We start from the raw sequence: 14,445 nt of genomic DNA, 5'->3' as shown, positions 1-14,445 counted from the left end.
CACAAATGACTTGGGATGAAAAGATCAAAGATTTTGAAATATTTCTTCGTTTCGAAAGAAATTTTTCAGAAAACACACTCGACGCCTACGTTCGGGACATTAAGAAACTAAAAGATTACGCAGAAGAGGATCTGGAAAACGTCGGTCCAGACTCCATCGGTTACGAAAACCTGCAGGAATACATTTTCAATCTTTCCAAACAGAAATTCAGTGAGAGATCACAGGCAAGGTGGATATCTTCCATTAAAGCTTTCTTTAAATTTCTGCTTGAAGATGAATATCGTGAAGACAATCCTGCGGCGTTACTTGAAGGCCCTAAACTGGGATTATATTTACCTGATACATTAAGCCTCACTGATATTAACAAAATTATTGCGGCTATTGAGGTGAATACAGATATCGGGAAAAGAAACCACTCCATTATAGAGGTACTATATGGGTGCGGACTTCGGGTTTCCGAACTGATAGATCTTAAGATCTCCAATATCAACTTTAAAGAGCAATACATCAAGGTACACGGAAAAGGAAACAAAACCCGTTTTGTCCCTTTAGCTGATTATACCGCAGATTTGCTTGAAAGTTATATCAAAGAGGTACGTTCTAAAGGCAAAATCAATAAAAAATATGAAGATACTCTGTTTTTGAACAGCCGTGGGACATCTATGTCCAGAGTAATCGTATTTCTTATTATTAAAGAACTTACAGATAAAGCAGGGGTTAATAAAAAAATATCACCACACACCTTCAGACATTCATTTGCGACCCATTTATTACAGAATGGAGCAGATTTACGTTATATTCAGGAGATGCTGGGACATTCCAGTATCACAACAACGGAAATCTACACACATCTGAAAACAGAAGAATTAAGGGATGTTATTTTGAGTTATCACCCGAGAAATATTAATATTACTCAATGAAACTATTGAAATATTGCCCAAGCTGTGGCAAAGAGTCCTTACACTGGGATGGTGAAAAGAAATGGAGCTGTCCGGAATGCGGGTTTACTCTGTACAATAATGTGGCGGGCGCTGTAGCGGTTGTCATCAGATGTGGAGACGAAATTTATCTTACCAGAAGAAACAGAGATCCTAAAAAAGGGAAGCTGGATCTTGCGGGAGGATTTGTCGACCCTAAAGAAAGTGCGGAAGAAACCTGTAAAAGAGAACTTTTTGAAGAACTTCAGCTTGATATCGATATTTCTAATCTGAAATACCTTACGAGCCTTCCCAACATCTATCAATTCAAAGAAATTGATTACAATACAATTGATCTCTTTTATGAATACAATGTTTCGGAAAAGTTTGAGGTAAGTCTTGAAATCTCCGAGATCTCGGAAGCGGTCTGGATTCCTTTACGGGATCTGGATCTCGAAGATATCGCTTTCGATTCTCAGAAGAGATTTTTCGAGAGCTATGTAAAGAAATAATTTTTGTAAAATATTCTCCCGTAGATTTTGCATGTTAAGCAGATTGTATAACACAATTATCTGCCTGATTTCCAAAATCTGCGGGAGTTTTTTTATGATAGAAACTAATACGTTTTAGTCTTCAGCATTTCTTCAAAATACTGAATCAGCAATGCTCTTTCTGCTTCTGAAAGATGAGCTTCCTTATGATAAACAATATAACCGGGCATCGGCATTGTTTTGGTCTGAATGGTCTGAATGGATTTAGTCAGCATATTCTCCTTCAAATCCTTATTATAATTTCCCCAGGTAGAAAAATTAAGATGTTCTCTGCCTTCATTCACATGGCTTTTTACGGACCATGAAATTGGTGCTATAAATGCATATTTCGGATAAACCGTTTCATTGGAGTGACAGTCATAACAGGCGTTTTTAAGCAGTGTTCTGATCTTTTCCGGTGATTTCCTTGTATCCACAAAGTTTACCTTCGTATCCACCGGCTGATTGGTTCTATCGATAGGAAAGAACTGAATCAGGGCAAATGCCACCAATGTCCAGAATACTATTTTCTTGGCGATCTTCATCAACTTACTTTACGGGCGTTAAAACAGCATTTTGAGATTTTAATTCTTTTTTAGCTTCTTGTTTCACTTCAGTCGGAGCTGGTGGTGTTTCCACTACAGGAGTTGCTACAGCGGGCGTAGTTCCTTTAGGATTATCAAGAGTTCTGGTATCCTTCAGATCCCAATCCTCTCTTGTTTCCCATAAACCTCTGACAATAACTTTCTTATAGAAAATATAGGCATCTTCAGCAAAAATATCATTGGCAAAATCGGCTTCATCCCAGTATTTATTCCCGTTATTATCCACCAGAATTCTCACGATATATTCTCCCGGTTTAAGGATATCAAATTTCACTTTATCTCCTTTTATGTACCTCTGATATGCAACCTTATCTGAAGAATCCAGCAGCTGAATCCAATAATTTGCCTCTGGTGCATTTGAAATGGAGAACTCAACACTTCCAAACTGGTCTATTTTGGCAACATTAAAATCGAAACGCTTAGATTGTGCATTTTTTGCATAGAAAGAAGATATCGTCTCTTTAGGTACAGTAAGCTCGTAACTTTTACCCATCTCAAAATCTGACTGAACCTGAATCTGATATGGATTTGTTTCTGAAATTTTAGCAGTAAATGGTAAGGTTGTTAAACTATCTCCTTTAATCTTCAGTGTCCATTTTGAAGGATCTATTTTATCAACAATATAGTTGGAAGATATTTTAAAATCTGACTTCGGAGCTAATGATTCGCCCCCATTATCACTGTTGATGTCCATTGCATTCTTTTTATTGTATCTGTAAAATAAAGATACACTGTAAGCACTGTCTTTTTTCGGACCTTTATTATGTGTGAAAATGAGTTTTTCATTGGCTTCCTGCCCTACATTATCTTTTACGGCATCAAACCAGATTCTCACAGAGTCTGATTTCGGATTATGGGTTATTTTTACATCTTTCAGTTTTTCATTCAAAGACTGAACTTTTACATCATCAGGATTTCCTTCGAATGTCATCAAAACTCCTCCTGCAATTTCTTTCATTTCCTGATATTTCACAGGTTTTTTGGAAGGATACACCTTTAAATTCAGTCCTGAAATAGATTTCTCAAAATTGATCGGATCTTTCTGGAATCCAACTTTCTCTTTTCCCGGATCATACATAGAGTTTCCATTCTCGTCTTCAAAAGCAATAATTTTATATTTTCCAGGGGTCAGATAGTTTAATTCGTAATATCCATCTTCATCTACCTTGGTGATGTAGTAAGGCTTTTTCTTGTAATCCATTGTATCTTTTACCTGATACAATCCTACCACAAGTTTATTTTCAGTTGATGTATTTCCTGTTTTCTTTTTAGTATCCAGTGCATCCCTTATTTCACCGCTGATATAAAGGTCATCCAGTTTATCTCCTGTAGAAAAAGCAAAATTGAAATACCTTAATATATTGGATTCATTATTATCAACAATTGAGTTTCCAAAATTGAAGTTATAGGTTGTATTAGCCTGAAGGGTATCTGACCATTGAATGAGAACAAATTTATTAGCAATATTGGAAGGAAGAATCCTAGTTATCCCTTTGATAGGAGGTGAAATAATCAGGTTCTTATTGATATCCTTCAATGTCACATATTCATCAAAATCCAGACGGAGTTCACGAATATCTCTTTTGACATTAATTCTTGTTGTATCAATGTTTGAGCTTAAAAACTTCGGTGCCAGGGTATCCTTAGGCCCACCAACAGGCGATCCTACTCTTGCACACGAATGTACAAGAAAACAGATAACGAATAATAAAAGAAACCTTTTCATGAAAATGTTTAGGCAAAAGTAAACATTATTCTCCAAAAACTTCCTGTCCGGAATTCAAAGTATCTTTATTGTCATGCATAACGGTGTGAAGCTTCTCCTTCTGCAAAGGGAAATCCTCAAATAATCCGGATAATGCAAGCGCTGTATATACTTTGTTTGAGTATTTATTTCCAATAGCTACAATGGTAACCTTAGATTTTAAAAGATGGGCAAATACAGAGTTGGTACCATGCCACCATCCGTTGTGATAAGTAAGCTTTTCACCGTTATCGAATATTTTCATTCTGAATCCCAATCCGTAATTATTCATTCCGGCTTTTTCATTACTATAAGGAGTGAATACCATCTGCATGAGTTCCGGCTTCAGGAAATTTTTAGAAAACATTGCTTTTGAGAAGTTGTACAGATCTCTAGGCGTGGTGTACACATTTTTATCTCCATAAATCAAATCAAGTCTGTCTAAAGGATACAGCTTGTTTCCTCCGTAATAAAAAGACTGTGATGCTGTAGGAATATCTTTTTCCTGGAAGATGTAAGTATTATTCATTTTCAACGGTGTGAAAACCATTTCTTTCATAGCCTGAGGAAAAGGAGTTTTGGTCACTTTCTCAATTAATAAGGCCAATAAAGCAAAGTTCGTATTGCAATACATAAATCCAGTATCCGTATCTCTTGCCAGATCTGGTTTATACTTGATGATCATATTCAATACATCCTCATTCGTAATAAATGGCTTGGAAAGTTCTGCCGGAGCAGGTTGTATCCTGGTAATAAAATATTCATATTTTGGAAGACCGCTTCTTTGATCCAATAAAGTCTGAACGGTAACATTCGGATAGGGAAACCCCGGAAAAAACTGAGTAAGGTGATCAGTCAGTTTTATTTTCCCAGCTTCTATCAGCTTCATCATGGCCATTGCCGTTAAGGTCTTCGAAACTGAAGCAACATGTAAAGGTGTATTTTTATCGATAGGCATCTGGTTTCCTTCTCTTCCGAAACCTCTGTAATTTTCATACAGGATTTCATCACCCTTCGCAACAAGAATTCCACCGCTAAGATCTCCTGCTTCCCATATTTTTTTGTAATACTGATCTATATAGCTAACGGTAGTTTGTCTGTTCAGGAGCTGCCCATCTCCTTTTGTGAAAATATCACCCAGATCTACATTTCCATAGTTGGGCAGGTTGGTTGTATTTTCTGTTGAAACTTCTTTAGCTTCAGCCTTTTTTTTACATGAAAATATCGATAAAAGAACAGTTAAGATAAGTACAAAATTACGCGTCGTCATGAGATTCAAAAATGAGCGGCAATTTAATAAAACTCAAAATAAATAATAAATATGAGGTGGATATTATGAATAATTTAACATAAATGAGTGGAAAGAACAAAAATATGAAAAGCAAATTCACACTTGTGTAATTCTTCTTTTCACTCTTTTATAACTTCTTAATCCAGTCTTAGCAATAAGATGCTACAATTTTATCTACAATAAACTGAGCCAATTTTTCTTTACTCTGATGCGTCCAACCAGCAATATGGGGCGTGACAATCGCTTTTTCTGATTCCAGAAGATATTTTAAATCTTCATTTTCTGATTCAATGTTCTCGAAAGAAGACTTTTCATATTCCAAAACATCCAGACAAGCGCCTTTCACCTTTCCTGATTTCAATCCCTCTACTAAACTTTTAGTTTCAACATTCTTACCTCTCGCTGTATTCACAAAATAGAAATCATTTTTCATTTCCGCAATGAATGTTTCATCAATAAGATAATGGGTTTCTGAAGTTAAAGGAATATGCAGGCTTAGAACCTCAGCAGATTGTTTTAATTCCTGCAATGAAACCTGTGTTGCATATTCATCTGAAAGACCAGGAAGTATATCATGGAAAATCACGTTACATCCGAATCCTGAAAGTCTTTTCGCGGTAGCTTTTCCCATATTTCCATATCCGATAAGCCCTACTGTTTTTCCCAACAATTCATCTCCTCTGTTTTCTTCACGCTTCCAGATCCCGTTTTTCACTTCCTGAGAAGCAATAAAAAGTCTGTTCATGATCACCAGCAGCATTCCCACAACGTGTTCTGCCACAGAATCTCTGTTTCCCTCCGGGGAATTGATCAGCTGAATTCCCAGTTTTTCGGCAACAGGAATGTCAATATTTTCCATTCCGGCACCTACTCTTGCGATGAACTTCAGGTTTTTACCTTTTTCGAGAAAATTCTGGTCTAATGGAATACGGCTTCTGATGATAATTCCGTCATAATTTTCAATTTTCTCACAAACCTCATCATAAGCTGACGTGAAATCCTCTTCCAATATAAAGTTCTTAGCAAGCAGCTGATCAGTGATAAGAGGATGATTTTTATCTAAAAGAAGTATTTTCATTTTTTAATGTAGTGATTTTAGAGATAGGAAACGATTCCTAAATGATTACTATTTTTTTACCGCAAAGTTCGCAAATTTTAAAAAAAACAAATGCTTTTAAGCTCGCAAAGTCGTTAGCACTCAGCAAAGTTTAAAAGCATTTTATTGATAAAGTATATAAGTCTACTTTTTATCTTTCTTAGACTCCTGTGGCTCCTGGAATAGTTTTTTAAGCTCTACAGATTCCAATGGTTTCATTCTTCCGGAAAGGATTAATGAAAGTTCTTTTCTACGGAATGCTGCTGCAAATCTTTCTTTTTCTTCCTCTGTTTCAGGAATCATTTCCGGAATAGGAATCGGACGGTTGAATTCATCCACCGCAACGAAAGTATAAATCCCAGCATTCGTATGAATCTTCTTCTGATTAATCGGGTCATCCAACCATACATCTACGTACACTTCCATGGAAGTAGAGAATGCTCTGGAAACTTTGGATTCCAATACCACGACTCCTCCTTCCGGAATCGGATGGTTGAAAGATACATGGTTTACAGAAGCTGTTACTACTCTTCTCTCACAGTGTCTTGCTGCAGAAATAGACGCACAACGGTCCATTTTTGCCAGAAGTTCACCACCGAAAAGGTTTCTTAAAGAGTTGGTTTCGTTCGGAAGAACGATATTGGTCATAATAGTCAGAGATTCTGACGCTTTTTTTATTTTTGCCATCTAGTCTTAGTGTTGTTTGGAACGGCCGGAGCGGGTTTCATTTCTTTTCCGACAGGTTTTACTAATGAATCTTTTTTCAAGGAATCTGAAACGGGGGTTTCCGGGGTATGTACCATCACTTTCACAGTATCTTTTACAATTCTGTGGGTAGAAGTCTGTACAGAAACATTATTGAAAGATTTTTTACCAAAGAGAAGTTCCTGCTGGGTAAACGCCAGGTATACAATTCCAAGAACAGGAATAATCAGAAGGAAAATCCAAAGAATTGTTTTTTTGAATTTAAAATCTTTTTCACGATTCACCGGGGTCTTCACTTTTTCTCCGTTATTGATATCTGAAAATCTGATTTCTTCCAATCCATAAAAGTCCGGACGTCCGGATTCTATTCTTTTTCCCTTGAAATGAGTGTGTCCTTCTTCAATAAAGACGGTTCCAAGGTTTTGAATTTCAAGAACCTGTTCGGCCTGAAGTCTTTTCTTCCAAAAATCAGTCTGAATTTTAAGATCGCTTCTTGAAGCTTCCAGAGACATCTGTTTTTGTTCTGCTATAAAAGCAGTAAGGTCTTCAGTCCTTACTTCATAATCTATTGCAAATTCAATCTGACTGGCCGGAGGTAAGATACTTCCGTTTTCAGAATTGATAATTGCCTTAGAATTTTTCAGTGAAAACACCCCAAAGCCTGGAACTGTGGCAGTTCCAAATTGTTTTAAGTATTCTAAAATATATGCTGAAATATTCATTTGGCAGCAAATTTATAACTTTTTCGGGACTTTTTGTAATATTTAACGGATATAAAAAAGACTGCCGGAGCAGTCTTTTAATTATTCTGTATTAAAACAGATATACCGTTGTTCAAACTGCTTTTTTTAAGCTTAAAAAGATCAAATCTGCTAAAAAGCAAAAAAGATATATTGGTCAATTATTGAATTTTCCAGCTCACACCAAACATAAAATTGGTTCCTGCCTGCGAAAAATAGTAAGGCTGTCCTTCATAAACAGAACCATTGTTGACGTATTTTTTGTTGAACAGGTTATTCACCAGTAGCTTTAATGCAATTTCGTTGTTAGCAATTTTAAATTGGTACTGCGCATTGAAATCTGTCAGGAAATAATCTTTAAGCTGCAGATTGGCATCCTCTGTGTTATCCAGATATTGTTTTCCAACATACTGATTCATTAAAGCAAACTGGAAATTTTTGGCAGGATTGAATCTCAGGCTTAGATTGGCAATTACATTCGGAGAAAATGAAATCTGGGTATTTCCAAGACTTTTAGGCACATCACCATTCTGAATATTAAAATCCTGATTTCTGTTCTGGCTTAATGTCACATTACCGGAAACTTCCCATTGTTTGGATAGTTTTGCCAAAGCCCCTATCTCAATCCCTCTTCTGTAGCTCTTCCCTGAGTTGGTTCTGATAAATGCTCCTACGTTATTCAATTCTCCATTCAAAACCAATTGATTCACATAATACATATAATAAACATTCGCTGTCAACGAAACAATTCCGAACTGTTTTTCAAAACCGGCTTCAATGTCATGAAGTTTTTCAGCTTTCACATCATTATTGGCCATCAGATCATCTCTGTTAGGTTCACGGTGAGCATGAGCGTATGAAAGAAATATTTTACCACCGTCAATTCTGTAATTCATACCGGCTTTTGGATTAAAGAACAGCCAGTTTTTACTTAAATCTGCTCCTTCATCATCACCAGCCATCAGAATTTTTGTATTGTAGTTTATTTTTCTAAGCTGCAAATCACCAAAGAATTCAAAATTATCCACTCTTAATAAAGCTTTTGCAAAACCCGACACTTCATTCTTTATTGAACGGTTTCTGTAATATTCGCTTTCGGCAATCTGTGGAAAAAACACACCGGTAACATTTCCATAGTGTCTTCCGTAATATTGATTCACAACAGCACCAAAGTTCAGATCCAGATTTTCAAATTTTCCGTACAATGTAGAAACCATTCCGTAGAAATCGTTATTCAGCCATTTTTTTCTGATAAAATCGGAATATTTTATGGTTTGTCCCCCTTCTGTTATATTGGGAAGGTTATATCTTGAAAAAGGATCTCCCTGCTTGTAGTTTTCATAATATCCTTTTCCTTTTGTATAGTGGAACGTGGTTTCCAGATTCCAGCGGTCACTGAATTTCTGTTCCCAAAGCAACTGATAATGATTCTGTCTGTAGTTATCCGTTTCATTATCATAGAAACTTACAATATTCTCCCAATTGGCATCATAGATCGCTCCGGAAATATTGAATTTCGGATCGGTTTCCCAGGTTTTACGGTCAATACCGTTCCATGCCTGATAGGTTTTCTCTTTTCCGCCAAAAGCCATTAAACGCAGCTTCGTATTTCCTTCTTCAAATAAAGCAGTGAAATTATAAGAATGCAAATTGGATGAAGCCCTGTCTATATAACCATCAGAGTGAATATGGGTATATCTTCCCATTACGGAAAGACGGTTTTTCCAGAACTTCCCCGAGCCTATTTCAGCTGAATATTTATAGGTATTAAATGATCCGTAGCTGTCGTCTGTTTTAAAATAAAACTTCTCTTCCGGATCTTTAGAAAGTACATTAATACTGGCTCCGAAGGCAGAAACCCCGTTATTGGAAGTTCCTACTCCTCTTTGGATAACAATCTGTGATGCAGAGCTTGTTAAATCCGGAACGTTGACAAAAAAGGTTCCCTGGCTTTCAGAATCGTTGTATGGAACACCATTCATCATAACATTGATGGCACTTCCCGAAACACCACGGATTCTGAAACCGGTATATCCTACTCCATTTCCGGCATCAGAAGTAGAAATAATGGAGGTTTGGTTTTTCAAAAGAATAGGAAGATCCTGTCCCAGATTTTTACTGTCCAGATCTTTCTGTACATTAATGATTTCCTTTGCTACCGGCAGCCTTTTGGTAAAGCTGACGGCTTCAATTTCCCTGACCTTTAATGAATCTTTATTCTGAGCCTGTATAAAAGCTGCAGCTCCTACCGTAAGCCCTAAAAAAAATAATCCTTTCATTCTATAAATCTTTAACATTTAATGAATAAAAGGGGTGATTACGAGATAATTGATAAATAGCAAATGATAATGAATGTTTATCGATCATTTATCGCTAATCATCTATCAATTATTTAAATGGTTCCCTAAACAGCATTACCTGTTCCAGGTTCATTGGGTATAATCTCAGCTTGTTAAAGCACCCCTTTATTTCAGCCGCAAAATTACAAAAAATATATGAATTGGAATTCGGGTTTCGAGGTACAGGATATTGGGTTACGAGATGCAAGATTCGGGGTCTTAGGTTACGAAGGGCATGGATGGCTACAGGAGGAAAGACACTATGGAAAATAGGAGTTATCAAATGAATCATTCATCATTCATCATTCATCATTCATCATTCATCATTCATCATTCATCATTAATAATTATTTAGTAAGTTTTATTGTTAGCGTCGATATAGTAGTAATTCGAGCCGTCTTTTGTCACTTCAAACATCTTCCCGAGTTTCCAGCTGAAATTTCGTTTAATATTGGAATATTCAAACGGAATGATAATCCTGTTATTAACATCAATGATTCCGAATTTATCATTATTGGAAGCTACAATCATTGGATTAGCGACATCATCACCTTCAAGAATGAACAGATACTGATATTGAGGATAGATCTGAAATTGTCTGTAATCTGCTGCATTTACAAATTTTGATTTTTCAATGATTCCGTAAAAACCATTGAGGATGTAAGCCTGAAATAGCTGTTGCTTATATTCTTCGAATTTACATTTTCCAAAATCGGTTTCTTTGAACTGATATACTCTCTTCCCAGACTGATCTATACGGTAAGAAATCATATTTTTCTCTACCGTGGCATAGTCTTTTGTTCCAAATTTTCTCACTTTTTCATTAGGTGAATTCAGAAGATTGCAGTCTTCATAAAAAAATACGGCAATATGATATTCCGGCTGAATAATAAATTTCCCGTTCTGATTGACATACCCGAACTGATCTCCTTTCTTCTTGGGAATCAAAACAGGAAGTTCTTTATTAATCAATACAAGATCAGCATTAGGTTTGCTGGCTGAAAGTGTTTTTTTAATAGTAGTTTTCGTTCCTTTTTTCGCGGGATCTTTCTTCACAGATTGGGTCTGTGAGAAAACGAAAATCGAAATGAAAACACATAAAACATTCAGGATATTTTTCATATTCTCCATTTGGGTACAAAAATACGACCAAAAATAGATATTATAAAAATCATATTTATAAACAATCTAAATAATTTAATTCTTATAAAATTGTAAAATTTCGTAATTTTGGAAACATTTTGAATTGTTTGATAATTTTAAAAAACTTTTGAAAAAGTGTAGATTATGCTGACTTTATTCGGTTAATGTTGCATCAAAATGCGAGAACTCAAAATGTCATTAATTGTATTTATACACACCGGTAAAGAAAAAGCAGGCCTGCCTTTAATTTTGAAAGACCTTCTATTATGAGTATTTATAAGGATTACATCAAAGAGATTGAAGAAAGAAAAACCCAGGGGCTTCATCCAAAGCCAATTGATAGTGCTGAATTACTAAGCGAAATCATTACGCAAATTAAAGATTCAGGTAATGCTGACCGGACAGATTCTCTTCAATTTTTCATTTATAACACGCTACCCGGAACAACAAGTGCAGCGGGAGTAAAAGCCAAATTTTTAAAAGAAATTATTCTGGGTGAATCCGTAGTAGAAGAAATTTCCCCGGCTTTCGCCTTTGAACTATTGTCTCATATGAAAGGCGGACCTTCCATTGAGGTGCTGCTGGACCTTGCTTTAGGTAGTGATGCAGCTATTGCTCAAGAAGCTGCCAATGTTCTTAAAACTCAGGTTTTCCTTTATGAAGCAGATACTAACCGTCTGAAAGAAGCATTCAACAGCGGTAACGAAATTGCAAAAGAAATCATTGAAAGCTACGCTAAAGCTGAATTCTTCACTAAACTTCCTGAAGTGGCTGAAGAAATCAAAGTAGTTACCTATATCGCTGGTGAAGGAGACATCTCTACAGATTTACTTTCTCCGGGTAACCAGGCTCACTCAAGATCAGACCGCGAACTTCACGGTAAATGTATGATCACTCCTGAGGCTCAGGAAGAGATCAAAGCTTTACAGGCAAAACATCCTGATGCAAGCGTTATGCTTATCGCAGAAAAAGGAACAATGGGAGTAGGCTCATCAAGAATGTCCGGAGTAAACAACGTTGCACTTTGGACAGGAAAGCAGGCTAGTCCATATGTGCCATTCGTAAACATTGCTCCCATTGTAGGAGGAACAAACGGTATTTCTCCAATCTTCCTTACTACAGTAGACGTTACCGGAGGTATTGGTATCGACCTTAAAAACTGGGTAAAGAAAGTTGACGAAAACGGAAATCCAATTCGTAATGAAAATGGTGATATCGTTCTTGAAGAAGCATATTCAGTAGCAACAGGAACTGTTTTAACGATTAATACAAAAGAAAAGAAATTATATAACGGCGATCAAGAATTGATCGACCTTAGCAAATCTTTCACTCCGCAAAAGATGGAATTCATCAAAGCGGGAGGATCTTACGCGATTGTATTTGGTAAGAAACTGCAGACATTTGCCGCTCAGCTTTTAGGAATTGAGACGCCAGCAGTTTTTGCTCCTTCAAAAGAAATTTCTCATGAAGGACAGGGGCTTACCGCTGTAGAAAAGATTTTCAACAGAAATGCTGTAGGAACTACACCAGGAAAAGTTCTGCACGCCGGATCAGACGTTCGTGTAAAAGTTAATATCGTAGGTTCACAGGATACCACAGGTCTTATGACTGCCCAGGAGCTTGAATCTATGGCTGCAACTGTAATCTCCCCTACTGTAGACGGAGCTTACCAGTCAGGATGTCACACGGCTTCAGTTTGGGATAAAAAAGCTCAGGCTAACATTCCTAAGCTAATGAAGTTCATGAACGAGTTCGGTCTGATTACAGCCCGTGACCCGAAAGGTGAATACCACGCCATGACTGACGTTATCCACAAAGTTCTTAATGACATCACTGTAGACGAGTGGGCCATCATCATTGGTGGTGACTCTCACACAAGAATGTCCAAAGGAGTAGCTTTCGGAGCTGACTCAGGAACTGTGGCTCTTGCTTTGGCTACAGGCGAAGCATCAATGCCAATTCCGGAATCTGTAAAAGTAACCTTCAAAGGAAACATGAAAGAACATATGGATTTCCGTGATGTGGTTCATGCAACACAGGCTCAGATGTTGAAGCAGTTTGGAGGAGAAAACGTATTCCAGGGTAGAATCATTGAGGTTCACATCGGAACACTTCCTGCTGACCAGGCATTTACCTTTACAGACTGGACTGCCGAAATGAAAGCAAAAGCTTCTATCAACATTTCTGAAGATAATACACTGATCGAATCACTGGAAATTGCAAAAGGCAGAATCCAGATCATGATCGACAAGGGTATGGATAACCACAATAAAGTTCTTCAGGGATTAATCGACAAAGCCAATAAGAGAATTGAAGAAATCAGATCAGGGGAAAAACCTGCTTTAACTCCGGATTCAAACGCTAAATATTACGCTGAAGTAGTTGTAGATCTCGATGTAATTGTAGAACCTATGATTGCTGACCCGGATGTAAACAATGACGACGTGTCTAAGAGATATACTCACGATACCATCAGAGATCTTTCTTACTATGGTGGTGAGAAAAAAGTAGACCTTGGTTTCGTAGGATCCTGTATGGTCCACAAAGGAGACCTTAAGATTGTTTCTCAGATGCTTAGAAACATTGAAAAACAACAAGGTAAAGTAGAATTCAGCGCTCCTCTTGTAGTAGCAGCCCCTACTTACAACATCATTGATGAGTTAAAGGCAGAAGGAGACTGGGAATTATTAGAAAAATATTCAGCTTTTGAATTTGATGATAACGCTCCAAAAGGAGAAGCTCGTGTTGAATACAAAAACGTAATGTACCTTGAGCGTCCCGGATGTAACCTTTGTATGGGTAACCAGGAAAAAGCAGCTAAAGGAGATACTGTTTTAGCAACATCTACCCGTCTTTTCCAGGGAAGAGTAGTGGAAGATTCTGAACGTAAAAAAGGAGAATCTCTGCTTGCTTCAACTCCGGTGGTTGTTCTTTCTGCAATTATCGGAAGAATTCCTAGCATTGATGAGTACAAAGCTGCAGTTGAAGGAATTGACCTTACTACTTTTGTTCCTTCTATTAAAGAATTGACAAGTACAAGTGCTCACTAAAAGATATTGATAAATACGTCGCAAGACTATTAAAAACTATACAACTGGAAGATTTTGGTCCTTAAGGATTTAAAATCTTCCAGTTTTTTGTTTAGAACGTTTCTATTTTAAGATAGTTACGTTTTTTTTTCGATAAAATCCGGAAAATAAATTCATTTTTTTCTTAAATTGAAAGTTATAAAATCTATTGATTTTGAAGCCTGAAAAATTCCTTTTTATAGATTATAGGAACGTTTTTTGATGCATGGATAAATGATTTTTCTTTTTCAACACAGGGAAAGAAGC

Annotated in this window: 11 protein-coding genes and 1 riboswitch; of the genes, 3 read left to right on the top strand and 8 right to left on the bottom strand. The window is 36.8% G+C overall.

The features are described from left to right. Positions 1–5: 5 nt before the first annotated feature. Both xerD and BW946_RS06810 read left to right on the top strand, forming a co-directional pair. Positions 6–920, top strand: a complete 915-nt coding sequence (gene xerD / locus BW946_RS06815; protein ID WP_076595450.1) for a site-specific tyrosine recombinase XerD — start codon at positions 6–8, stop codon at positions 918–920. Then, the gene (locus BW946_RS06810) at positions 917–1,429 is read left to right on the top strand and encodes an NUDIX hydrolase (protein WP_076595449.1); all 513 of its coding nucleotides are present in this window, start codon (positions 917–919) and stop codon (positions 1,427–1,429) included. The genes xerD and BW946_RS06810 overlap by 4 nt, the downstream gene beginning before the upstream one ends. A 104-nt stretch (positions 1,430–1,533) precedes the next feature. On the opposite strand, the gene BW946_RS06805 is transcribed toward BW946_RS06810, so the two are convergent. From BW946_RS06805 to BW946_RS06770, 8 genes are all read right to left on the bottom strand, one after another. Next, positions 1,534–1,992, bottom strand: coding sequence for a heme-binding domain-containing protein (locus BW946_RS06805; protein WP_076595448.1), 459 nt, complete (start codon positions 1,990–1,992; stop codon positions 1,534–1,536). A 4-nt stretch (positions 1,993–1,996) separates the two neighbouring features. Beyond that, on the bottom strand, positions 1,997–3,778 hold the full coding sequence (locus tag BW946_RS06800) for an Ig-like domain-containing domain (protein ID WP_076595447.1): 1,782 nt from the start codon (positions 3,776–3,778) through the stop codon (positions 1,997–1,999). Between the two features lie 25 nt (positions 3,779–3,803). Next, on the bottom strand, positions 3,804–5,066 hold the full coding sequence (locus tag BW946_RS06795) for a serine hydrolase domain-containing protein (protein WP_076595446.1): 1,263 nt from the start codon (positions 5,064–5,066) through the stop codon (positions 3,804–3,806). A gap of 169 nt (positions 5,067–5,235) precedes the next feature. Next, positions 5,236–6,165, bottom strand: a complete 930-nt coding sequence (locus BW946_RS06790) for a 2-hydroxyacid dehydrogenase (RefSeq protein ID WP_076595445.1) — start codon at positions 6,163–6,165, stop codon at positions 5,236–5,238. Between the two features lie 162 nt (positions 6,166–6,327). After that, positions 6,328–6,870, bottom strand: coding sequence for an acyl-CoA thioesterase (locus tag BW946_RS06785; protein WP_034692538.1), 543 nt, complete (start codon positions 6,868–6,870; stop codon positions 6,328–6,330). Beyond that, positions 6,858–7,610 carry a hypothetical protein gene (locus BW946_RS06780; protein ID WP_076595444.1) on the bottom strand — a complete coding sequence of 251 codons (753 nt, stop codon included), beginning with the start codon at positions 7,608–7,610 and terminating at the stop codon, positions 6,858–6,860. Before BW946_RS06780 ends, BW946_RS06785 begins: the two co-directional genes overlap by 13 nt. 179 nt (positions 7,611–7,789) lie before the next feature. Beyond that, entirely contained in the window at positions 7,790–9,907 is a 2,118-nt protein-coding gene (locus BW946_RS06775) for a TonB-dependent receptor (protein ID WP_076595443.1), read from the bottom strand. Between the two features lie 104 nt (positions 9,908–10,011). After that, positions 10,012–10,103, bottom strand: a riboswitch (TPP riboswitch). Positions 10,104–10,318: 215 nt separating this feature from the next. Further along, positions 10,319–11,089: a WG repeat-containing protein gene (locus BW946_RS06770; protein ID WP_076595442.1), complete on the bottom strand. Its 771-nt coding sequence runs from the start codon at positions 11,087–11,089 to the stop codon at positions 10,319–10,321. Positions 11,090–11,376: 287 nt separating this feature from the next. Here BW946_RS06770 and BW946_RS06765 point away from each other — a divergent pair, with 287 nt between their 5' ends. Next, the gene (locus BW946_RS06765) at positions 11,377–14,160 is read left to right on the top strand and encodes a bifunctional aconitate hydratase 2/2-methylisocitrate dehydratase (RefSeq protein WP_076595441.1); all 2,784 of its coding nucleotides are present in this window, start codon (positions 11,377–11,379) and stop codon (positions 14,158–14,160) included. Positions 14,161–14,445 lie beyond the last annotated feature (285 nt).

The sequence above is a fragment of the Chryseobacterium sp. RU33C genome, assembly GCF_900156015.1.
In the GTDB taxonomy this organism is placed as follows: Bacteria; Bacteroidota; Bacteroidia; order Flavobacteriales; family Weeksellaceae; genus Chryseobacterium; species Chryseobacterium candidae.
This window is presented reverse-complemented; position numbering and strand designations above follow the sequence as displayed.

Excerpts from the sequence above, each read along its gene's own strand:
- BW946_RS06770 (WP_076595442.1), bottom strand. The coding sequence starts at position 11,089 with ATGAAAAATATCCTGAATGTTTTATGTGTTTTCATTTCGATTTTCGTT.
- BW946_RS06790 (WP_076595445.1), bottom strand. The coding sequence starts at position 6,165 with ATGAAAATACTTCTTTTAGATAAAAATCATCCTCTTATCACTGATCAG.
- BW946_RS06765 (WP_076595441.1), top strand. The coding sequence starts at position 11,377 with ATGAGTATTTATAAGGATTACATCAAAGAGATTGAAGAAAGAAAAACC.
- BW946_RS06780 (WP_076595444.1), bottom strand. The coding sequence starts at position 7,610 with ATGAATATTTCAGCATATATTTTAGAATACTTAAAACAATTTGGAACT.
- BW946_RS06785 (WP_034692538.1), bottom strand. The coding sequence starts at position 6,870 with ATGGCAAAAATAAAAAAAGCGTCAGAATCTCTGACTATTATGACCAAT.
- BW946_RS06805 (WP_076595448.1), bottom strand. The coding sequence starts at position 1,992 with ATGAAGATCGCCAAGAAAATAGTATTCTGGACATTGGTGGCATTTGCC.
- xerD (WP_076595450.1), top strand. The coding sequence starts at position 6 with ATGACTTGGGATGAAAAGATCAAAGATTTTGAAATATTTCTTCGTTTC.
- BW946_RS06775 (WP_076595443.1), bottom strand. The coding sequence starts at position 9,907 with ATGAAAGGATTATTTTTTTTAGGGCTTACGGTAGGAGCTGCAGCTTTT.
- BW946_RS06810 (WP_076595449.1), top strand. The coding sequence starts at position 917 with ATGAAACTATTGAAATATTGCCCAAGCTGTGGCAAAGAGTCCTTACAC.
- BW946_RS06795 (WP_076595446.1), bottom strand. The coding sequence starts at position 5,066 with ATGACGACGCGTAATTTTGTACTTATCTTAACTGTTCTTTTATCGATA.
- BW946_RS06800 (WP_076595447.1), bottom strand. The coding sequence starts at position 3,778 with ATGAAAAGGTTTCTTTTATTATTCGTTATCTGTTTTCTTGTACATTCG.